Genomic DNA, 20,385 nt, shown 5'->3' with positions numbered 1-20,385 from the left:
TGCATGGATAGGGTTTTCGGCAGGCGCAGAGTCGATGCCGACGAAGACGAGGTTCTGGCAGATGTGCTGATGCCCGGAGAGGCAGGCGGGGCAGGTGCCGTCCCAGACCAGCGGCATGACGGTCAGGGGGTCGCCCACGTTCCAGCCCTCCACGCCCGCGCCGATCGCCGCCACGGTGCCCGACGTCTCATGGCCGAACACGAGGGGCGTGCGCACCCTGGCATCCAGTCGCCGTGCACGATGTGGAGGTCGGTCCCGCACAGCCCGCAGTAGGCGACGGCGACCTGTACCTCGCCCGGACCGGGCGGCCCGACGTCCACGGACACCGTCCCCAGGCGACCCTCGCCCATGTATGCAGCATCGTTCATCGGCTGTCCTCACTGTGCTCAAGCGGCGCTTCATATCGCTTGCACACGTAATACGTATGCTCTATTTTCATCACATCTCGGGGGTCGTCAATGTGGGTGACAGGACAAAGGACACCAACATGGTCCGTAACAAACATCACGGATATACCGAGCGACGGATGCGTGCGATCGGCGGCGCGAGTGCGCTCGCCATCGTCCTCACGCTGGCCGGCTGTGGCGGCAATGGCGGTTCCTCGGTCGGCTCATACGGGTTTCCGCAGCTCACACAGGATGACAAGGCCCCGATCACCGTGTGGGTGGACTCCGACCGTTCGAGCGCGGTCGACGCCTTCAAGAAGGCCAACCCCGACGTGAAGCTCAACGTCGTCACGTACGACGGTTCGGCGAACGGTTCGAACTCCTTCCGGACGAAGGTTCAACTCTTCGACCGGGCAGGCAACGGCTGGCCCGATGTCGTGTTCTCAACGCAGAACAACGACGCGGCGTGGGCGAGCCAGAAAAGCAACGGCAAGCAGGCGTTCGCGGCCGTCCTCAACAGCGGGCTCGTCCCGAAGACGACGCTCGACGACTTCACCCAGGGCTCGCTGAACCCGTGCACCGTCGAGGGCAAGGTCTACTGCCTCCGCAACGACCTCTCCCAGGTGGTGCTCTGGTACAACAAGACCCTGCTCGACAAGTTCGGCTACTCCGTCCCCGCCACGTGGGAGGAGTACCAGGCGATCGGCGAGAAGGTGGCCAAGGAGCACCCCGGCTACATCGTCGGCGCCGTCGGAGACTCCTTCGCTTCGGAAATCTACTTCTGGAGCAGTAAGTGCCAGGCGAACGACATCACCGGCCCCAAGACGGTGACGGTCAACACCGACAGCACGGAGTGCAAGCGCGTCGCGTCGATGCTCGACATCCTGATCAAGAACGGCACCGCCCCCAACGTGAGCGTCTTCACGCCGGAGTTCGTGAAGAAGTACTCCGACAAGGTGCTCCTGATGCCTGGCCCGGCGTGGTACGCGGGCGCCATCTTCAACAACCCGCAGTCGCTCAACGTCGCCGCGGGCCAGCTCGGCGTCGCGGCACCGCTGGCCTGGCAGGGCGACACCGCCGTTACGGGCAACGTCGGCGGTGGCACCTGGTTCATCAGCAGCCACTCAAAGAACCTCAAGTCGGCCGAGAAGTTCGTCGAGTTCGTCACGACGGCCGACGACTACCAGGTCAACCTTGCTCCCGGTTACCCGGCCTACGCACCCGCGGCGGACAAGTGGATCAAGAAGCAGGAGTCGAGCGGCTACTATGCCACGGATCTGCAGGCCTTGATCAAGGCCGGGCCGCAGATCTGGAGCGGGTGGGGCTCCGGGGTCTTCAGCCAGGAGGCGATCTGGGCCAAGACGATGACCCCCGCGATTGCCGGCGGCAAGAGTCTGGTCGATCTGCTTCCCGAATGGGAGACCGCGATCAAGAACCAGGCCCAGGTCAACGGCTACACGGTCAAGTGACATGACGGTTATGGATGAGGCCGCCCGGTCTGCGGTGATACCGCGCGGGCGGCCGGCCGGCCGGGGTGACGGCGGTGAACGTAGCGCGATGAGCTACGCCTTCATCGCTCTCTACGCAGTGCTGACAATCGCGTTCGGGATCCTTCCCGCCCTGTACGCCGTCTACCTCGCCTTCACCGACGGCGATGGGCGCTTCGCGGGAATCGCCAACTTCACCAAGGTCATGGGCGACTTCCGCTTCCTGCCCGCCGTCGCGCACGTCGCACTCTATTTGGTGATGTGGCTGGTGGCCTTGGTGGTCCTGGTCTCGTTCCTGGCCATCGTCGTTCACACGGTCCGCGTGCGTTGGCTGAGCAAGACGCTCCGGCTCGTCTTCTATCTACCGGGCGCCCTGGCGGGCGCGTCGAGCGTGCTGCTGTGGCTGTTCGTGCTGGACCCGACCGCCAGCCCGGTCTCCGGCCTGCTGCACCTGATGGGCTTCTCCAGCTTCGTGCAGGTCATCGTGCCGGCCAACCTGCCGCCGGTCTTCGCCGTCATCGCGTTCTGGACCGGCGCGGGCGGCTGGATCGTCATCATGTACGGCGCGCTCAACAACATCAGTCGCGACGTGATCGAGGCCGCGCGCATCGACGGCGCGAGCACCGTGCAGATCGCCTGGCGCATCCAGCTCCCGCTGCTGCGCAAGTGGATCTCGTACATGGGGATCATGTCGCTCGCCGCCGGTACGCAGCTGTTCGTCGAGCCACAGTTGCTCTCACAGGCCAGCAACGCGGTCGTGCCCAACGACTACTCGCTCAACCAGCTGGCCTACCAGTACGCGTTCCAGCAAAACGACTTCAACGGAGCGGCGGCCATCTCCCTGTTGCTGCTCGTCGTCGCCCTCGCGCTGTCGGCCGTCTTCGTGACGCGCGGCGGCCTGTTCGAGAGGGGCTGAGGTCATGACAACAGTGGACGCCGGTCGCCACGCGAGGCGACCGAGCGGTGTCAGCGGTTGGAGCGGACGGACGATCGTCGCGGTCGTGGTCGCGATCTTCGTGCTGTTCTTCGTCATCCCGATGGTCTGGCTGCTGCTGGCGACGACGAAGTCGGCACACGGGCTCATCGTCGACCATCCGTTCCTGCCCGGGAGTCTCGGCGACCTGGCCGCCAACTGGGACCAGTTGTTCGGCTTCCAGGACGGCGCGGTGACCGCGTGGGTGGGCAACTCGGCGCTGTACGCCGTGGGCGCGCTCATCATCACGATCATCGCGAGCATCCCGGCGGGCTACGCGATGGCCCTGACGGAGTTCCGGTTCCGGCGGTCGCTCCTCGTGCTGACGCTGATCGTCATGCTGATCCCCAACACCGCGCTGGTACTGCCGATCTTCCTCGAACTCAACGTGGTCGGGCTGATCGGCAGCCCGCTCTCGGTGATCCTCCCGATGTCGTTCTTCCCGTTCGGGGTGTACCTCACGTACATCTACTTCTCCACCAGCGTCCCGCGTGATCTGCTCGCGGCGGCGCGCCTCGACGGGTGCACCGAGCTTCAGGTGTTCACCAGGGTCGCGCTGCCGCTGGCGGCGCCGGTCGTCGCGCTGGTCGCGTTCTTCAGCTTCGTGCAGAGCTGGAACAACTTCTTCCTGCCCTTCGTGATGCTCCCTTCGAGCGACGGTTACCCGGTCCAGGTCGGTCTGACGTCCCTGCTCGCCTCGACTCCGGCGTTCAACCCCAGCTCCGCCGGGGCCCAGTCCGTGCAGTTGCCGACGCTCGCGCTCGCGACCGTCATCTCGGTGCTGCCCGTGCTGATCGTCTTTCTCTTCGCACAGCGCTTCCTGGTCGCGGGCATGACGGCGGGCGGCACCAAGGAGTGAGTCGGACCATTGTGAATAAGGAGCAATCTTGAAGGTCACCGGATACCGCAGCCTCACGACGGTGCACGACTGGGGACGGCTGATCGGCGACGCCAACGGGGTGATGCCGGAACCGCGCACCGATGTGCACGTGCTGATCCTTGAGACCGACAGCGGTCTCGAGGGCGTCGGGCTCGGTCCGCACGGCGACATCGACCGCGTCTTCGGCGCCGTCGAGGGTGAGGACCCGCGGGCCGTCACCGCCCTTTACGACCGGATGCTGGATTGGGTCTTCAAGACCGGCCACTCAGGTGCGACGTTCGGCGCGATCGGCGCGATCGACATGGCGCTGTGGGACCTCAAGGCGAAGGCGGCGAACGAGCCGCTCTGGCGCACCCTTGGCGGCCGGGACCGGTTCGTCCCCGGCTACGCCTCCGGATTGGACATCGCCCTCGACGACGAGGCCCTCGTGCTCCTCTACGAGCGCTTCGCCGACCGGGGCTTCAGCGCCGCCAAGCTCAAGGGCGGGCGTGATCTCGAGCACGACCTGCGTCGGCTGGAGGCTTTGCGGGACGTCCTCGCCCGCAACTCGGCGCACCCGGCCCTCATGTTCGACGCCAACGAGTCGTGGAACCGCTCGCAGGCGGTGCGATTCGTTACGGCGCTGGAGCGTGCGGTCGACCTCGCCTGGGTCGAGGAGCCGGTGCGGCGATGGGATGCGGCCGGGCTGGCTTCGGTCCGGAGCGGCATCCGCGCCGCCGTCGCCACCGGTGAGAACCTCACCGGACTTGAGCAGTACCGGCCGCTCCTGAACGCCGACGCGGTCGACATCGTCCAGGTGGGCAACGTCTGGGGCTTCACGCACTTCCTCCGGGTGGCCGCGGTGGCCCATGGCTACGACCTGCCCGTGAGCCCGGTGGCGTACCACGCCAACCCTCTGGCGCATGCCGCCACGGCGGTGCCGAACCACCTCGCCTTCGAGGTTCAGGACCTCTCGTCTCCCATCGGGCTCCAGGTCGACCAGGACTTCGAGGACGGCGGCATCGTTCTCGGCGATCAGCCTGGCCTCGGCATCCGGGTGGATGAGGATCGCATCAAGATCGTGCGAGCCGCCAACCCGTCGGCCGCACTCGCCGGGCCGCATGTCCGTCCCGCACGGGCGGGGCTGCGCCTCGTTCCCGACCTGCGTCAGCAGGACCGGATCGGCGGGCCGGCGGCGGAGCAGGTGAGGTCATGAGCGCACGGCACCGCATCGAGCGCCACGCCCTCGTCGTCGGCGTTCGGCCGGAGCGCCGGGAGGCGTACCTCGAGCTGCATCGCAACGTCTGGCCGCAGGTCGAGCAGACGCTGCGCGACGCGAACGTCACCAACTACTCGATCTTCATCGTCGGCGACACCCTGTTCGCCTACTACGAGTACGTCGGCGAGGATCACGCGGTCGACATGGCCCGCATCGCCGAGGACCCCGTGACGCGCGAGTGGTGGACCCATACCGACCCGTGCCAGGTGCGCATCGTGGAAGAGCGGGATCCCGGGGCCCTGTGGCAGCCGCTCGACGAGATCTGGCATCTGTCGTGAGCCGCTTGATCGACGCGCACGTACATCTCTGGAACCGGGCCACCGACCCGCAGCCGTGGATTGACCCCACGACGATGGCGGTCATCGACCGCGACTTCGCGCCCGCCGACCTCGAGCGGATGCTCGACGCCACCGGCGTGGACGCCGCCGTCGTCGTGCAGTCGAGCAACAGCGCCGCCGAGACGCGGCGGCTGCTGGCGCACCCGAGCTCGCGCATCGTGGGTGTCGTCGGCTGGGCCGAGCTCACGGCCGACGTCGCGGAGCAGCTCGACGAGCTCGACCCCTCGGTGCGCGCGAGGCTGGTGGGGATCCGTCACCTGGTCCATGTCGACCCCGACCCCGCCTGGCTCGAACGACCCGACGTGGGCACGGCGCTCGAGCAGCTGGGCGCGCGCGACCTCGGCTTCGACCTGGTCGTGCGGTCGTGGCAGCTACCGCAGGCCGCGACCGTCGTGGCCGCGCACCCCGGTGTTCGTTTCGTCGTCGACCACCTCGGCGGGATCGCCGAGTCGGATGACGACGCCGGCTGGGAGGCCGGCCTGCGCGAGCTCGCCGCCCGGCCGAACGCCTTCGCGAAGATCTCCGGGCTGGCCGGAGTCATGAGCGGCGGCGACGGAGCCCACTTGCGCCGCGTGGTCGGCGTGGCGCTCGACGCGTTCGGCCCGGAGCGGCTCATGTTCGGCTCCGACTGGCCGCTCGCCGAGCTGGGGGCCGGACCGGTCGCGTGGCGACGCGCCGTGGACGAGCTCATCGCCGAGCTGAGCCCGGCGGAGCGCCACGCGATCACGTCCGGCACCGCGTCGGCCTTCTACAGGCTCGGCCCCTGACGGCCACGGTCGCGGATCTGCTCAACCGAGGCCGGTCGGCACATGGTGTCATCGGTCTCGGTGGATCGGCACCCGGCGATTTCGGCCGGCCCGTGAGCGACGACGAGGCTGCTCAGACTGTACGCCGGGCGTGGGATCGCGGCATCCGCTACCTCGACGCTGACGCCGAGCAGCTCTAGAGTCCGGCCTCCTCGTCGGGCGCCTCGAGTCGACGCCGCTTCCAGGAACTGACGATGTGGTCGCGCATCGCCCGTTCCGCGGCCTCGGCATCCCGGCGGGAGATCGCATCGACCACCAGAGTGTGCTCCTCCACTGTGGAGTGGAAGGCGTTTTCGTACCTCATCCCCTGGTACCTGCTGCTTTCGAGCGCCCGCCGGTAGAGGCGCTTTGCGATGTTCTCGGCCAGACGATTGCGGGAGAGTTCCATGATGGTGAGATGGAAGACCACATCCGCCTGCCGGAAGGAGTCGCTTTCATGCTGCATCTCGCGCATCGACTCCAGAGCATGCGCGATGCGGGTCAGCTCCTCCGCCGTGCGCCGCAGCGCCACCGCCCCCGCCATGGCGGACTCGAGGCTGCCGCGGACGACCGTCAGCTCGTCCAGGACGCCCAGGGACTCGTCGTTGTCGATGAGCGCGGACAGGACGATCGGGTCGAGCATGTTCCAGGATCCAGAGCGGGCCACCTGGGTTCCCCGGCCCTGCGCCACGACCACCAGGCCCTTCTCCTCGAGCCGCTTGACCGACTCACGGAGAACCGTCCGGCTGACGCCGAAGTGCTCGCAGAGCGGACCTTCTGGAGGCAGAAGCTCCCCTTCGGCAAGTTCACCCGTGACGATGAGCTCGACCAGCTCGCTGACCACCGCGACGCTCAGCCGCTTGGCAGGCCGACGGGAGGAGAAGGCGAACGCGTCCGCTTCAGCGCTCATGGATGCACTCTAGTGCAGCGACGCGTCTCTTCTAGGTACAGATCAGCGTAGGAGATTCGAAGGCCGTCAAGGGTGAGTTTCAGACTTAGGCACACGTGGCTTTGGCGACCGTGGGAATTCCGCGGACCATGTCGGCGCGCCATGATCTGGTCACGCCGGTGCCCGGCCGGTATCCGCCCTCACGGTGACTGTCGGTCACGGTGCTCCCCTCTTGGGATCACCTGCAAGAGTATGACTTATTCCGCTCGCCGTACATCCGGCGAGGCACAGCTCCAGGCGCGGTGACTACGACTCGCCGCGTTGACCTTGGGGGTGGAATGGGTGCGATCGGAGCCGTCGTTCACGGGCGGGTGTCGCGGGCGCCGACTCCACCGGAGAGCGCCCCGAGGACGCGGGGGCGGCGCCTGGCCCACGAGCCCATTATGTGGACGCGCATCGCGGCCACGGCTCCCTGTGCGTCGCCTTGAAGGATCATCGACTCGATCTGCCGATGCTCAGCGAGCGACTGGACGAGTTCTTCCTTACTCGGGTCGCCGTTGTACTGGCTCGACAGTCGCGCCTTGGCGTGGATGCCGTGGATGATCGCATGACCGAGACGATTGCCGGAGGCGATCATGATCATCTCGTGGAAGACGACGTCCTCCGTGGCATAGCGCAGCGGGTCGTCCAGGCTCTCTGCAAGCACGTTCGCCTGCTCGGTCAGCGCCTCGGCCTGGACGGGCGTGATCACGCGTGCGCACTGTGCCGCCATGTCACATTCGAGGGCCACCCGGACATTGACGAGGTCGTCGAGGATGCGCAGGTCGCTGTCGTGCCGGATCTGCGCCTCCAGGACGACGGGGTCCAGGAGGTTCCAGCCAATGGGCTCCAGAACCTGGGTGCCTCGGCCAGGAACTGCCTTGACCAGGCCCTTCGCTTCGAGAAGCTTGACCGACTCACGCACCACCGTGCGGGAGACGCCGAACTCCTCGCACAACTCGGGCTCTGTCGGGAGCACGGTGTCCACCGGATAGGCCCCAGACACGATGCGGTCGACCAGATAGGTGACAACGGTATCGCCCAGGCGGCGGGGTCGCCTGTGCCGGATCGGCTCCAGCAAGTCGCGGAAAGCGCCCGCGGCCAGACCGGATTGAGAGGACGCGGCAGTCACTGGGCCTCCAGGGAGATGGTCACAACTTGAGTATAGCCTTTGCGCATACGTAATTCATATGATGAACTGTTGGGTTGCGGCGAAGCCGGGGTTCGCCGCTGAGGCGGTGCGTGCGCGGCTCTCCGGGCGCGGCGCACGCCGGCGGGAACCCGAGTCGTCCCGGCACACGATCTGCAGGTCGAGCTGGGCGCGGAGCCACGTCTCCGGTGTGTCAGCGGTGCGGCAGGAGCCGACACACCAGGAGCCGCCGGTGCTCCGCCTTCGCTTGTAGCTCCTCCCGGCTGTACGAAGAGTACGAAATATTTGGGTGGCTCACTTCAAGGGTGGTCGATCCGCCCTGACAAGACGGATTCAGATTTCTGCAGGTGAGTGGAACTGCAATGCCAACAACGGCCAGAGCTCTGGTGTGCGTGTCCTGAAATAAGTGTTCTTAAGGGCTTGACGGGTCCCATCGCGCAAACCGTAGTTAGTAACTAAGCACCGGGAAACACTCCTTTCGACGCCCTGTGGCTTGAACCACATCAGCGGGTGTGGAGGCGCTTCACATGCCTCCGCATCGTGGTCGGCCACGTCGGGTTCCATCGCCTCGCTCCACCCCGACTCCTAAGCGCGGTCACGTGAGACCGCGTCGTCCTGGAGAAGCACGTGACCGACCGGATTACGCCCGCGGCGACATGCGATGGCCGTCAAACGCCGTACGCACGACGCGATGGGCGTTGAGGGCGCCGTCCCGCACCTCCTCGACCGAGGTCGGTCCCTCTTGGCCTGCCGGCGACGTCACACATCGCCCTGTCCCTCTGACAGCCCGGGCAATGACCTGTGGCGGTCCGTGTCCGTGGGCGACTGGATCGCCGAGCGGCTGCGCGGGCCGCTCGGGACGGTCGGCGCGGTGGTGCCGCGCGGCTTCGCGGCCTACGCCCGTGTCCTGCACCCGGTCGAGTTGGACGACAGCCGAATACCGCTGACGTGGGCACAGGTCTGCCAGGTCACCTGTGTTGAGCGCAGGGCTACTGACAGTAAATGCGCAGAGTTTTGTCAGTGGGCCAGCTACGAGCAACTCAGCCGTGAGACGTTTGCCCTAGTCAGCCGCACTGTTGATCACGGCGCAGAGCCGACGCGCTGAGACCACCGTGGCCAGCATCAGCACGAGCGGTCTCCCCGCTCGGAGTCACTGACATAACTCTGCGCAGTTGCTGACATAACCTTGCGCCCGCACTGACAAAACCCTGCGTAACTACTGACAAAACTCTGCGTTTGTGCTGGTAGGACTGGTCCACCATCGTGAAGGTGCAGATTCTCCCTGGAGGAGGCGGCCGAATCGGCTGCTGGAGACCAAGGTGGGCCTGGCCGCACTGGTACGGCTGGCCACCCCGGACCACGCCTATGGGATCGGGGAGCAGGTCGTACGCGACCCGGAGAAACGGCTGGCCGAGATGGAGCAACGGCGCGCCGAGGGCGACCTCCGGGTCGACGCGGCGATCACCGAGGTGGGCCGGTGGCTCGGCCGAGGCGCCGCGAGCCCGGTCAACCTGTTCAACCCGCGGGTGATCGTCCTGGGCGACTACTGCGCCCGGCTCTCCGACCGGATCATCCCCGTCGCCCAGACGGAGCTGGACCGGCTTGGCTTGGCCGCCGCCATCGGCCGGTGTGCGTTCGCCGCCTCCGATCTGGGTTTCGGCGCGGCGTCACGGGAGACCGTGGACGTCGTCATCGAGCGGGTGCTGTCCGACCCCACCACCATCGCGATCAGCTAATCATGGGTCGGTCAACGGCATTATCAGCTCTTCGAGCCAGCGGCGGTCGACCAGAACTCGGGCGCGGTAGTACATCGACTGGTGTTTGTGGCTGAAAGCGGGGCCAAAATCCACGATGGAGGCTATTGAAGAAGGGTCGATTGGGCCCGATGCGCGGATAGCGGCGATTTGTTTGGCGCTGGTGGGGGCAATCACGGTTTGCCCGAGGTCGTGGCGGAGGAACACCAGCTGAGCTGGTTTGATGATGTGTTGCACCTCTTCGCCGCCCTCGATAACCGTGGCAATCATTGATTTGGCGACGGAGAGGCGGGGGCGGAACTCGCTGAACTGGCCGGCCACGCCCGCGAGCGCTCGTTCCAGTTTCAGTTCAATGGGGAGGAAAGCCCACCAGTCTTGGGGATTAACGGCGAGTTGCCCGAAGTCGGTGAATTCCCGGGTGACGTCGTCGGGGCCGACGAGGGCTACCTTGACGACTTTCCGCGGTGGGCCGAACAGCTCGGAGACGGTGCGCGCTTTGCCGTCCACGCCGAGCAGGGCTCGTGGTTTGTCGGCGATGTCGTTGTTGATGATGCGGATGAAGTCGGTGCCGTACTTGTTGATGAAGAGGCTCAGGTGGGGGTCGTACTTGATCAGGCGCTCGAACAGGACGCTGCCGACGATGTTGCGGCGCCAGCCGTCGAGCCCGGCCTGGAACTCTGCCAGGGAAGCCGCCCCGGTTTCCATGCGGGTGAGTCGTGCGGTGATGAGGTCGGCCATCTCGTCGGTGGTGGAGACGCCGAAGTTCACCAGGGTGAGGGGGGTGTTCGCCAGCCGGGTCGGCAGTTCGACGCGGAGGCGGGCGTCCACGTTGGCGAGGAGGCTCAGGCGCGCCGCCCCCTCGGGGGAGCTTTTGACGAGGGCGTACAGCAGCTTGCGGCGCTGCGGGGCCGACATCGGGGTGAGCGCCAGCGCGTGGGCGACGGCTGCCGGTTTGGTGCCGTGGTGGGCGAGCGTCTTGACGATTTTGGTGGACATCGAGCTGTCGGCGTTCTTGGCGATCGCGGCCACGTCGGCCTTCGTGAGGCCCATCATGGTTCCAGGAGGGTCTGGAGGTCGAAGTAATAGCCGCGCATGTGCATCATCTCGCGGAACTGCGGCCAGGCCCCGGCGACCACGATCAGCCCGATCTCGGTCACGATCGCGCGCTCCAGCTGCGGCTCGAAGTCGCGCCGGCTGGCGAGGAGTTCGGCCACGTGGGCGATCTCGGCCGCGCTGCGCCGGTCCACCTCGGCCATGGCTTGGGCGAGCTGCTGGTCGAGCTGGGCGAGCTGATGTGCCACCGTGAAGCATTGGAACAGCATCATGCCGACGTTGAGGGCAGTGGCGACACGGGCGGCGAAGCTCCCGACAGGGGCTCTGACCAGCAGAAGCGTGACCAGCGTGGCCGCCTTGACCAGGAACGAGCCGATGCTCTGCCAGAACTCCGCCTTCTTGTTCTCGATCGCCAGGCGGATGATCAGCTGCCGTTTGTAGTGCGCCCAGACCGCGTACTCGAAGCTGTCCTTCGGTACGGCGTCGGCCTCGACGAGCCGGTCGAGGGTCCGCTCGCTGAGCATGCTCAGGAAGCGGACGTCACCGATCGCTCCGGTGACTGCCAGGTCGAGCACCTGGGTTTCCGGGGACCGCTCGTCCTGCGTCATCCGCGCCACCCAGCTCCCCTCCTGGGGCAGGCCCTTGACGATGCGCTCGGCCTCGCCGAGGAACTGGATTAGCACCTCGCCGACGGACTGTTCCACGGCGAGCTGGGTGACCGGCTCCTGGAGGAACGGCAGGACGAGGATCGCGAGCGGGGTCACCTTGTGGATCCGGGTCAGCACGCCCTCGAGTTCAGCGGTGACCCGGTCCGCCTCGGCGAGCAGTTGCTGCAGGCTCAGCTTCATGCTGACGTCGCCCGGGAAGTTGGCTCCCGAGGCCTCCTGACGGCCCCACTCGATCGTGTCGGAGATGGCCACCAGGCTCTGCTTGATCTCGCCGAGCCGCCGGCGCATCTCGACCGCTCTCGGCATCAGCTCCATGATGCTCTGCAGCGGCTTCGGTTCCGTCAGCCGGTAGAAGGTCTTCTTCGTCCATGTCACGGTGTCCAAGGACGCCGTCATGTTCGGTGTCCGGTGCTCCTGCCCGTGCTCGTCCTTGTCGCTCGTGGTGACGCCGAGCAGCTGCCAGGTCTCGTTGACCAGGTTGGCGCTCAGGTTGAGCTGGAGGGCGAGTTCGTCGGTGGCCATCCGGTCCAGTTGGGCCAGCGCTGCGCGGACCCGCGTCCAGAGTGCCGTGATCGCGTACTCGGCGAAGTCCTTGACCACCTTCCACGGATGCAGCTTCCGGCTGGGGTAGCTGGTGGCGGCTCGTTCCAGGGCGGCTTGTACGGCCAGGATGGCCGGCCAGCCGTGGCCGACGTACAGGCCGTGGAGTTGCCGGTCGAGTGTGGCGTCGTACACCAGGTCCACGGTCCGGCCGTCCACGGTGACCGGGTGGTGCGGCCGGGGGCGGTCCGGCAGCGACATGCGGATCAGGCGGTACTCCTTGGCCAGCGCGGCTTCGTAGACGGCCACCCGGCGTACCCAGGCGATCGAATCGCCCACGGAAGGCGGCGCCGCCTCGGGCGAGGACATCAGGGCGCCGTCGTCGAAGAAGCGGCTCGGGCCGGGGACGATCTCGATGCCGTCGGCCTCCTCCACGGCTACTCCTCGTCGAGCAGCGGCGGCAGCGCGGTGCTGCTGTCCTGGAGGTACACCAGCGAGGTCGGCAGCGTGAAGTCCCAGTACTCGCCGTCGGGCTCGGCGCCGGCCCGGTCGTCCTGGCGGCGGCGCAGCTCCTGGTGGAGCGGGATGAACAGCGGGTCGCCGATGACCGGGGGGTCGTCGTCGAACCACGGCTCGCCGGTTTCGAGGTAGTGCTGGACCGCGCAGTCGTACTTGGGGGTCACGGCGAGCAGGACGCGGGCCGAACCGGCCTGCAGGAACTCGCTGAGGAACGGGTCGGCGCGGTCGGAGCGGTTCATCAGCTCGATCCACCGTGGCGGCGTCGCCCAGAAGTAGGGGTAACAGATGTACGCGAGCTGGTGCCACTCAAACGCCTGCTCCAGAAACTGGACGTACCTTCCCTTCTGGCGTGCCGTGGCGACGATGGGCACGGGAAAGTCCAGCTGCTTCGTCCCGAGCTCGTAGAACGCGGACGGCTGCGGCACGCCCTTCTCGTCGGGCTCCTCGGTGACCCGGAACCGGCGGAACTCCGACTTGACCGGGCGGCTGCCGGTGTCGTCGAGGTCGGTCAGGATGTCGTCCTCGGCCGCGAAGTCGAACTCTCTGGCGAGCATCGACAGGCAGAGCCGCTTGAGCTCGCGGAGGATCACCTGCCGGTTGGCCGCCTCGGACTGGCCCTGGAGGATCTCGTTGACGGCCAGCGAGCGGATCTCGGCGACCCGCTCCTTGTAGGCGGACAGTTCGCTCTGGTACGTCTGCTTGCGCAGGTCGTTGATCGCGTCCACGCGCTTCTGCTCTATGTCGCGGATGTGCTGGTAGACCTTGTCGCGCCAGTCGCCGAGGGCGGTGTCCGACAGCTTGAGCTCAGCGAACACGCTCAGGTCGAACTGCGCCACGTCCCAGAATCCCAGCACCAGGCTGACCTGCTGGTCGCGAAGCGGCGGCGCGTCCTCGCCGGGGTAGACCCTGGGGGTGAGGAACCAGCGCTCGCTGGCGTTGTCGACGTCGTGCGCGTAGCGGTGGCCGTCCACGTACGCGTCGAAGGTGTTCTGCTCGTTGAACCAGGGGCTCGTGTCGTTGGCGCCCCAGTAGTAGATGTAGCCCGTCACCACCAGGTTGGTGATGACGTAGTCCTTCGCGTTGAGCCGGCACTGGTACGTCCTGGCCTGCCAGGTGTTCGAGTCGACCTGGCTGTCGTTGAAGTAGTTGCGGCCGGTGCTCGCGTTGACGAAGTCGACCTTGATTTCTTCGGCCGGGTAGGTGAAGTCCGTGAGGTCGTAGACACGGGACAGGCGGCGGAACTCCACCTCGTCGATCGTGGCGGGGTCGAGGTCGAGCACGCTTTGCGGGAGTGTCTCCTCGGGCGGCTCGACGGGATGCGTCGGCATCTCCAGGGTGGCCTCGAACGCCCGCAGGCGAGACTCGACGAGGAAGGCCGCCGGTTCGGGGATGACGAACTCGAACATCATGCGCTTGCCGAAGTTGTACACCTGGGCGCGGTAGTTCTTGTCCAGCCAGTAGTAAAGGCCGGAGACGTGCTCGTCGCCCTCGCGGTTGTCGTAGGTGTGGGTGTTGGTCTCCTCGGTTTCGAACAGCTGGGTGGTCGTGCGCTGCTGCACGACCCTGTTCTGGATCCGGCTGACCGCCTTGTCGACGACGTCGCGGGCGTACGTGGTGGCGATCCGGGCGGTCTCGGTGGCCGACCGGGCGTAGGCGAAGCCGCCGGTGACGCTGGACGCGATGTTGTATCCGGTGCCCTGGTAGTTGACGTTGACGCTGAGCCCCGCGTTGGCGCTGAGGTCCGTCTTCACGACGTCCTCGGCCTCACGTTTGAGCTCGAAGCGGTCCGTGGTCTGGGTGTCCCGCTGGACGTCGTTCTGCTGCTCCCGGGTGAGTGAGAAGACGTCCTCGGTCTTCTCCAGCCGGCGGTGTACCCGCGACTTGAATTCGCTGCGCAGGACGGTGTCGACGTGCGCGATCTCGCCGACGGTGTAGCCGCGCAGCCACTGCTTGACAACCTTGAGGTCGCCGACGCCGATCGGCTTGATGTCGTTGAAGGGGCGGGTGAACCGGTTAAGCCGGGAGAACAGCGGATGGATCACCGGGGTGGCCGTAAGCAGGGTCTCCAGCGCGTGCTTGTCGGCGACGAGTGGCATTCCGGGCACGGGGGACGCGGGGTCCCAGCCAGCCAGGTCGGGCACGTACTGCGCGAGCGTCGTAAGGATCGTGCCGTCGGTGGGGTCGGTTCCTCCGGCGCGTACCCGCTCATAGACCACGTCGAAGGCGAGCGCCTCCAGCACGTGGAGCACGCGGAGACCGGAGAGGATGCCGGTCAGGTTGACCCGCGTCCACTTGCGCAGCAGGTAGAGCAGGTAGAGCACGTCGAACAGGCTCCGCTTGGCCTCGGCGAAGCCGGGCGAGGTGTAGCCGTTTTCGAAGACCACCTGGTCGACCGGCGTCCCGCGCAGGACGGCGGTCACGTCGCTCAGCAGAACGGCTATGTCGTCGTGATCCAGCGCCCGTTCCAGCACCGGACCCAGGGCGATTAGGTCCGCGATGAACGGGTGCTCGGCCAGCTGCCGAAGCGTGTCGGGCAGGATGTAGTAGTCCTCGCCTTCCAGCAGGTACGCGTGCTGCTCAAGGTCTTCGAGGACGAGCCGCAGCGGCCCGGGATCCTCTCCCTGCCTCGGGCAGTGCGCCCGGCTGGGCTCCAGCCGGGCGAGCAGTTCCGCCTTGAGCGCCCCCGGAAAGTCGGCGTCGGATAAACCACGGCAGAAGACCAGGTCATAGACCAGCCGACCGATCGGCGAGACCCGGGTGACCGAATAGGCGTCGGGTGGCGGCACATGGGTGAGCACCGGCGCGCGGCTGATCTCGTCGCGGATGAAGTGACGGTAGGAGGCCAGGGTGCCGACCGGCTCCGGAGAGCGGACCACCATGAACTCGACGATTGGAACGCGGATGACATCGGCCGACATGGGACCATTATTTGCCGCACCGTGGATCTTATCCACGAATCCTTTTCTTTCTTTTCAGTTACAGATAATGTCAGGCGTCACTGATTTGGATGTTCCACCGCATGCTCAAAGGCCGCGTACGCCTTCGGACTAAACAGCACAAACCGCGCATCGGTAAAATTAACGGCCATGGCCAGCAAGGCGCGGACACATTGCCTATCACTACAGCGATCAGGCCGAGGCGCGGTCGGCGAAGTAGCACAGGATTAGGAATCCGGAAAAGAGTGGGTGTGTACAAGGTTGTCGTAAGTGGCGGCACCAGCCTCCATCCACTCCCCGGGCTGCTGATCACGCCGCAATGAACAGCTGGATGACTGCGGTGAGCAGACTGCTGACCGCGGCCACGATCACACCCACCCGTAGCCAGATCTGAGCCCGTGCGTGCCTATCCGATTCGCGCTCCGCTCTGGCCTGTTCGACTACGAAATCCAGGAGCGCGCGAAGGGTGTCAGGATCGAGTTCCTCGCTAGACCCGCGCCGCGGGGGAGTAGGGGTACTCGATGTCGATTCGTCCCCTCCGGGAGACATCGGCGTCCGCTCTCGACGACGCGCGTAACGTGCATGCAGCGTGTAGGCGGGTTGGTCGCCGACGTCGGTCGGGTGCACCTTGCGACTCTTCCGGAAGAGACCAGGGAACGCGTCCAGTGCCGACATGACCATCGGCATGCTGAGGCCGAGGTCTTTGGCCAGCCAATACGGAGAGCGGCTGCGCCACTCCGCGAGGCTGAAGTAGGTAATCAACGCAAGCAGAACATCCAGGTGTTCGCTGTACCGGGCGGACTTGCTGTCTTCAGCCATGCAAGCCCTCTTTCGGGTCGAAGGTCCTGATGCCGTTCACTACGCAGATCGCCCAAAAGCCGCGCGGCGTTAGCGTACTTCGGGGACCGTCTTGGCCATTCGTTAGTAAGTCACAACGAAAGTGTGATTAAGCGCGCGCTCGTGGGTGCTGCCCTTCATCGAGGCCCGCAGGCCGAACCCACGTGCACGACGGTGAACCGCGTCGGGGCGCTCGTGGGCGCCGCCCTTCATCAAGGCGCGAAGTAGCCGTACACGACCAGGAGGACGCCGAGGTCGTGGCGCTCGCGGGCTCCACCCTTCATCGAGGGCAACTATCGCACTGCCGCATGGAGGCCCCGTCGACCGTCGCGGCGCTTGTGCGGCGCCACCCTTCATCGAGGCCCGATCCATGGGCCCAAGCAGCACCCCAAGCTCCAGTGGCGGCGCTCGTCGGCGCCCCTTTCATCGAGGCGCGGTGTCCCATTCCACCCAGTCGATCCGGGCGTCCCAGTCGTGGCGCTCCTGAGCGCCGCCCTTCATCAAGGCGGCCATCGGGCGGTGGTGGCGACGGTGCCGGTGCCCTATCGCGGTTCTTGTTGGCGCCGCCCTTCATCGAGGCCAGACGCCGATTCTGGCAGTGTTGTGTCCGGTGGCGTCGCGGCGCTTGGGAGCGCCGCCTTCATCGAGGCGTCACATAATCCATAGAGAGGGTCACTGTCTTGGAGGTCGCGGCGCTCCAGAGCGCCGCTCTTCATCGAGGCAACCTCTACGTCGGTGCGGCCGGCTCCGAGACGTTGTCACGGCGCTCTTGGGTGCCGCCCTCCACCGAGGCATAACGCTCCAGCGGTGTTCGCTACCGTGGGCGACACGTCGCGGCGCTCCAAAGCTCCGCCCTTCATCGAGGCCGACTCCTGCCCATGCAACCCTCCCTCATGGACCGGTCGCGGCGCTCCAGAGCGCCGCTCTTCATCGAGGCATCTTGTAAGCGGGCAGGTCCGACCTGCCACCCGGGTATCGCGGTGCCCGTGGGCGCCGCCGTTCCATCGAGGCTTCAAGCCGGCCACTGACGTCCACCCGGCAGACGCTCGTCGGCGCCGCCCTTAGTCGAGGCGAGGGCGCATGGGCATACGACCACTACAGGACCACATCCCGGCGCTCGCTTCCTTCATCGAGGCGGGGACGGGGTTGGCGACAATCTCACGGGGCTGTTCTTGCGGCGCTGATCGGCGCCGCCTTTCATCGAGGCTTGCCCTATCTCGAGTGGTTGGCCAGCCTGCCGGGGTCGCGGCGCTCGTGTGCGACGCCCTTCATCCAGGTCAGACCCTTATCCTGGGGCGCGGAGGACGAGACTAATCCGGAGCTCGTTAGTGCCGCTCTTCATCGAGGCTTGACCGTGCCGGCGTCTTCGGTTTCGTCCCCCGATCGCGGCGCTCTTGGGCGCCGCCCTTCATCAGGGAGAGACCTGCGTCACGGCAATGCTCGTGCACAGGAAGTCTCGGCGCTTTTGGCGCCGTCCTTCAACGAGGCCTGGAAACGTGTTACGAGACCAGAGAGTGAGCGGTGTCGCGAGGTATGCCTCGTGGTATTCAGCGTGCAGGCCAGAAGCTCGCGTCGCGGCGTTTGTTCGCGCCGCCCTTCATCGAGGCTTCGGCAGGTTGAACGTTGTTCCGAGGCCAGTGAATCGCGGTGCTCGTTTGTATCGTCCTTCATCGAGGCATCGTTGACCTGGTCGGCATGGCCGTAATGTACGGATCGCGGCGCTCTATGGCGCCGCCCTTCATTGAGGCTCGCCACAGCCCGGGTAGATGAACGTCGCTGTGCCAATCGCGGCGTTTGTTCGCGCCGTCCTTCATCGAGGCATCTGGGGACACCCGGATCACGTCGCGGTCTCCACCTGGCGACCTTGCCCACGCTTAGGCCTGCCCGCCCGCTGCAGCTGACGAGATGTCAGGCTCAGCGCGAAGATCATGAAGTTGACGGGCGAAAATCTGGCGCTGAAGTTCAGCGGCGTCGGCCTGCGCCTCGGCGCGTTCGGCCCGGACACGGGCGTCCTGGGCACTCGCCCTCAGCGCCGCCAATTCAGCCTGATGGGACGTGGTGATCACGGTCAAGTGACGATCCGCATCGGCGCGCAGATTGTGGATGTCTCCCCGGGCCTCTGCAGCGGCTTGCTCGGCCTGAGCTCGGGCGCGATCTCGTTCGGTCTCTGCAGTTTCTGCTCGCGCCAGCGCGGCGCTCACCTGCTCGCGCAGCGCTGCCTTATCGGCAGCGGCCTCGGCAAGAGCCTGCTCGGCGAGGGTTAGCCGATCCGCGCGCGCATCGTATGCGGCGCGTGCCTCGGCGAGAGCGCGCCGCAGTGCTTCGAGCTGTTTTGCCTGGATCAGCTGAGAAGCGCGCAACTCATCGGCGGTTCGCAAGGCCGAATCTCGCTGGTCAGTTAGGTCAGCCTGGGCAGAACGGGCGGCATCAAGGGCAGCCTCCGCACCGCCACGAGCCGCCTCGTGCTCGGCCACCTGTTGCCACGCTACGGTCCGGATCCGTTCGGTATCGGTGCGCGTATCATCCAGCCGCCGCTCTGCCTCGAGCTGTCTATTGTGGGCGACGCGCTCGGCCGCAACCGCCTGGCGGCGAGCTCGCTCTGCCTGTGCGGCCTGTTGCTCTGCCGTCTCTGCGAGGTTGCGGGCCTCTGAGGCTTCCTGCTCTGCGGCGTCGATCTGCGCCAACGCGCCACTTTGCGCCTGCTCGAGCTGATGAGTCAGCTCAGCGAGCACCGTGGTGAGCTCGCTAAGGCCTGGGCGAGCTCTAGCAGCGGGCGGGCGCGAAGCCGGGGACGCAGCCTCAGCAGCGTGAGAGTACGAGCGCAGCGCCTCTGAGAGCCGGCCACCAGCCGCTTTACTGCGAATTGCCACGTAACTGTCAGTCCAGATTTGCCAGACGATGTCAGTGCGCTGGTCAGCGCGCTTTCTCTGACTGCGGAACTGCCTAGATGGGCGCACTATCCAGTGCTGCCCTCCGCCGCGCGTGTTCGCAACATTCTAAGCGTCAGGCATGAGGCAATCATTTGATCTTTCGCGGGCGGCCAAACTTATGCTGTGCGTCTGTCAGTAGATGGCAGTTCTGCCATCTACTGACAGACAGAAAACACCTTCTGACGTGGCAGTTTGCCATCTGATGTCAGCGGCGTGTGTCATGAAATTGTCAGTGACGTCGATCAACTGCCTAATGCTAGGCGGAGCGGTTCGTGTACGACCCAGGCAAACGCCGGCGGACCTCGGGTGGTCGGGTGGCACGCAGGGCAACCGGCCAGGTGTACGAGGCTGCACCACTTTGACCCCTCGCCCCGCTGGACGTGCCCCCCGGCCGGTTGGCGGCACCTCCGCACGAGGTAAGCGCCTAAGTGCACCCTTAGCGTGTGAAGATCCACGGGTGGCGCTGGGCGTCCCTCGCGTTACGGCAAGGGTCTGGCCTTGAGATAACGCTCACCCCACATCTCGGCGTGACGGAGTGTGGCGCCCAGTCCGGCGCCAAGATCCGTGATCTCGTATGTGATGCGTGTTGGAGGCCCGGGGGTGACGATGCGCTGGATCAGTTGTTCGTCTTCAAGTTGGCGCAGGCGCTGCATCAGAACTCTGCGTGACATGGTGGGCAGTGCACGGGCAAGTTCACTGAAGCGCGCCTGGCGTTGGCACAGCAGGTAGAGAACTTGGGGCACCCAGCGGCGGGTCAGCACGTCGAAGGCGTTGGAAGCGGGCGGAGGAAGTTGGAGGGGCTGAAATACGGGTGTTGGGTCCGAGAATTCAGCGGAGGATTCTTGGCGCCCCATCTTGGTTCCTCCCTAGCACCAGGTGTTGTGCGGAGCTAAAGTGTGGCTCACTGTGACAGAGGTTTCACAACCAGTGGTCAGGTGGTCCTCTGGGCCACTGTAGTGCCGA

General features: G+C 66.1%; 16 protein-coding genes and 1 pseudogene. 8 read left to right on the top strand and 9 right to left on the bottom strand.

Annotated elements, in window-relative coordinates; genetic code table 11:
• Window positions 1-45: 45 nt before the first annotated feature.
• A pseudogene (locus Pmi06nite_RS43055) lies at window positions 46-350 on the bottom strand (alcohol dehydrogenase catalytic domain-containing protein); the annotation flags it as partial.
• A gap of 137 nt (window positions 351-487) precedes the next feature.
• Here Pmi06nite_RS43055 and Pmi06nite_RS31940 point away from each other — a divergent pair.
• The 6 genes from Pmi06nite_RS31940 to Pmi06nite_RS31915 all read left to right on the top strand — a co-directional run bounded on the left by Pmi06nite_RS31940 (window position 488) and on the right by Pmi06nite_RS31915 (window position 6,089).
• A complete protein-coding gene (locus Pmi06nite_RS31940) occupies window positions 488-1,855 on the top strand; it encodes an ABC transporter substrate-binding protein (protein ID WP_203956882.1) in 1,368 nt (455 codons plus the stop codon).
• A gap of 88 nt (window positions 1,856-1,943) precedes the next feature.
• Complete coding sequence (locus Pmi06nite_RS31935; RefSeq protein ID WP_203956881.1) at window positions 1,944-2,789, top strand: carbohydrate ABC transporter permease; 846 nt, start codon at window positions 1,944-1,946, stop codon at window positions 2,787-2,789.
• Window positions 2,790-2,793: 4 nt separating this feature from the next.
• A complete protein-coding gene (locus Pmi06nite_RS31930) occupies window positions 2,794-3,705 on the top strand; it encodes a carbohydrate ABC transporter permease (RefSeq protein ID WP_203956880.1) in 912 nt (303 codons plus the stop codon).
• 28 nt (window positions 3,706-3,733) lie between these two features.
• Window positions 3,734-4,921 carry a mandelate racemase/muconate lactonizing enzyme family protein gene (locus Pmi06nite_RS31925; RefSeq protein WP_203956879.1) on the top strand — a complete coding sequence of 396 codons (1,188 nt, stop codon included), beginning with the start codon at window positions 3,734-3,736 and terminating at the stop codon, window positions 4,919-4,921.
• Window positions 4,918-5,262 (top strand): L-rhamnose mutarotase, encoded by a 345-nt coding sequence (locus Pmi06nite_RS31920; RefSeq protein WP_203956878.1) that lies wholly within the window; start codon window positions 4,918-4,920, stop codon window positions 5,260-5,262. Before Pmi06nite_RS31925 ends, Pmi06nite_RS31920 begins: the two co-directional genes overlap by 4 nt.
• A complete protein-coding gene (locus Pmi06nite_RS31915) occupies window positions 5,259-6,089 on the top strand; it encodes an amidohydrolase family protein (RefSeq protein ID WP_203956877.1) in 831 nt (276 codons plus the stop codon). The genes Pmi06nite_RS31920 and Pmi06nite_RS31915 overlap by 4 nt, the downstream gene beginning before the upstream one ends.
• 175 nt (window positions 6,090-6,264) lie before the next feature.
• Here the strand turns inward: Pmi06nite_RS31915 and Pmi06nite_RS31910 are convergent, their stop codons facing one another.
• Together Pmi06nite_RS31910 and Pmi06nite_RS31905 are read right to left on the bottom strand one after the other, a co-directional pair.
• Entirely contained in the window at window positions 6,265-7,017 is a 753-nt protein-coding gene (locus Pmi06nite_RS31910; protein WP_203956876.1) for a FadR/GntR family transcriptional regulator, read from the bottom strand.
• 340 nt (window positions 7,018-7,357) lie between these two features.
• Window positions 7,358-8,167 (bottom strand): FadR/GntR family transcriptional regulator, encoded by an 810-nt coding sequence (locus Pmi06nite_RS31905; protein WP_203956875.1) that lies wholly within the window; start codon window positions 8,165-8,167, stop codon window positions 7,358-7,360.
• 835 nt (window positions 8,168-9,002) lie between these two features.
• On the opposite strand from Pmi06nite_RS31905, the gene Pmi06nite_RS31900 reads away from it, so the two are divergent.
• Both Pmi06nite_RS31900 and Pmi06nite_RS31895 read left to right on the top strand, forming a co-directional pair.
• Window positions 9,003-9,290 carry a hypothetical protein gene (locus Pmi06nite_RS31900; protein WP_203956874.1) on the top strand — a complete coding sequence of 96 codons (288 nt, stop codon included), beginning with the start codon at window positions 9,003-9,005 and terminating at the stop codon, window positions 9,288-9,290.
• 214 nt (window positions 9,291-9,504) lie between these two features.
• The gene (locus tag Pmi06nite_RS31895; RefSeq protein ID WP_203956873.1) at window positions 9,505-9,921 is read left to right on the top strand and encodes an acetate and sugar kinases/Hsc70/actin family protein; all 417 of its coding nucleotides are present in this window, start codon (window positions 9,505-9,507) and stop codon (window positions 9,919-9,921) included.
• On the opposite strand, the gene Pmi06nite_RS31890 is transcribed toward Pmi06nite_RS31895, so the two are convergent.
• The 6 genes from Pmi06nite_RS31890 to Pmi06nite_RS31865 form a co-directional block, all read right to left on the bottom strand.
• Window positions 9,922-10,992, bottom strand: a complete 1,071-nt coding sequence (locus tag Pmi06nite_RS31890) for a hypothetical protein (RefSeq protein ID WP_203956872.1) — start codon at window positions 10,990-10,992, stop codon at window positions 9,922-9,924. It lies immediately after the preceding gene.
• A complete protein-coding gene (locus Pmi06nite_RS31885) occupies window positions 10,989-12,635 on the bottom strand; it encodes a hypothetical protein (protein WP_203956871.1) in 1,647 nt (548 codons plus the stop codon). Before Pmi06nite_RS31885 ends, Pmi06nite_RS31890 begins: the two co-directional genes overlap by 4 nt.
• A 2-nt stretch (window positions 12,636-12,637) precedes the next feature.
• Window positions 12,638-15,637 (bottom strand): hypothetical protein, encoded by a 3,000-nt coding sequence (locus Pmi06nite_RS31880; RefSeq protein WP_203956870.1) that lies wholly within the window; start codon window positions 15,635-15,637, stop codon window positions 12,638-12,640.
• 327 nt (window positions 15,638-15,964) lie between these two features.
• Window positions 15,965-16,474, bottom strand: coding sequence for a hypothetical protein (locus Pmi06nite_RS31875; protein WP_203956869.1), 510 nt, complete (start codon window positions 16,472-16,474; stop codon window positions 15,965-15,967).
• A gap of 1,892 nt (window positions 16,475-18,366) precedes the next feature.
• Entirely contained in the window at window positions 18,367-19,224 is an 858-nt protein-coding gene (locus tag Pmi06nite_RS31870; protein WP_203956868.1) for a coiled-coil domain-containing protein, read from the bottom strand.
• A 677-nt stretch (window positions 19,225-19,901) separates the two neighbouring features.
• Window positions 19,902-20,276: a winged helix-turn-helix transcriptional regulator gene (locus Pmi06nite_RS31865; protein ID WP_203956867.1), complete on the bottom strand. Its 375-nt coding sequence runs from the start codon at window positions 20,274-20,276 to the stop codon at window positions 19,902-19,904.
• Window positions 20,277-20,385: the final 109 nt, after the last annotated feature.

Source organism: Planotetraspora mira (assembly GCF_016863275.1).
Lineage (GTDB): Bacteria > Actinomycetota > Actinomycetes > Streptosporangiales > Streptosporangiaceae > Planotetraspora > Planotetraspora mira.
This window is presented reverse-complemented; position numbering and strand designations above follow the sequence as displayed.

Coding starts and splice junctions, on each gene's coding strand:
- Pmi06nite_RS31940 (WP_203956882.1), top strand. CDS start 488: ATGGTCCGTAACAAACATCACGGATATACCGAGCGACGGATGCGTGCG.
- Pmi06nite_RS31935 (WP_203956881.1), top strand. CDS start 1,944: ATGAGCTACGCCTTCATCGCTCTCTACGCAGTGCTGACAATCGCGTTC.
- Pmi06nite_RS31930 (WP_203956880.1), top strand. CDS start 2,794: ATGACAACAGTGGACGCCGGTCGCCACGCGAGGCGACCGAGCGGTGTC.
- Pmi06nite_RS31865 (WP_203956867.1), bottom strand. CDS start 20,276: ATGGGGCGCCAAGAATCCTCCGCTGAATTCTCGGACCCAACACCCGTA.
- Pmi06nite_RS31875 (WP_203956869.1), bottom strand. CDS start 16,474: ATGGCTGAAGACAGCAAGTCCGCCCGGTACAGCGAACACCTGGATGTT.
- Pmi06nite_RS31910 (WP_203956876.1), bottom strand. CDS start 7,017: ATGAGCGCTGAAGCGGACGCGTTCGCCTTCTCCTCCCGTCGGCCTGCC.
- Pmi06nite_RS31890 (WP_203956872.1), bottom strand. CDS start 10,992: ATGATGGGCCTCACGAAGGCCGACGTGGCCGCGATCGCCAAGAACGCC.
- Pmi06nite_RS31920 (WP_203956878.1), top strand. CDS start 4,918: ATGAGCGCACGGCACCGCATCGAGCGCCACGCCCTCGTCGTCGGCGTT.
- Pmi06nite_RS31880 (WP_203956870.1), bottom strand. CDS start 15,637: ATGTCGGCCGATGTCATCCGCGTTCCAATCGTCGAGTTCATGGTGGTC.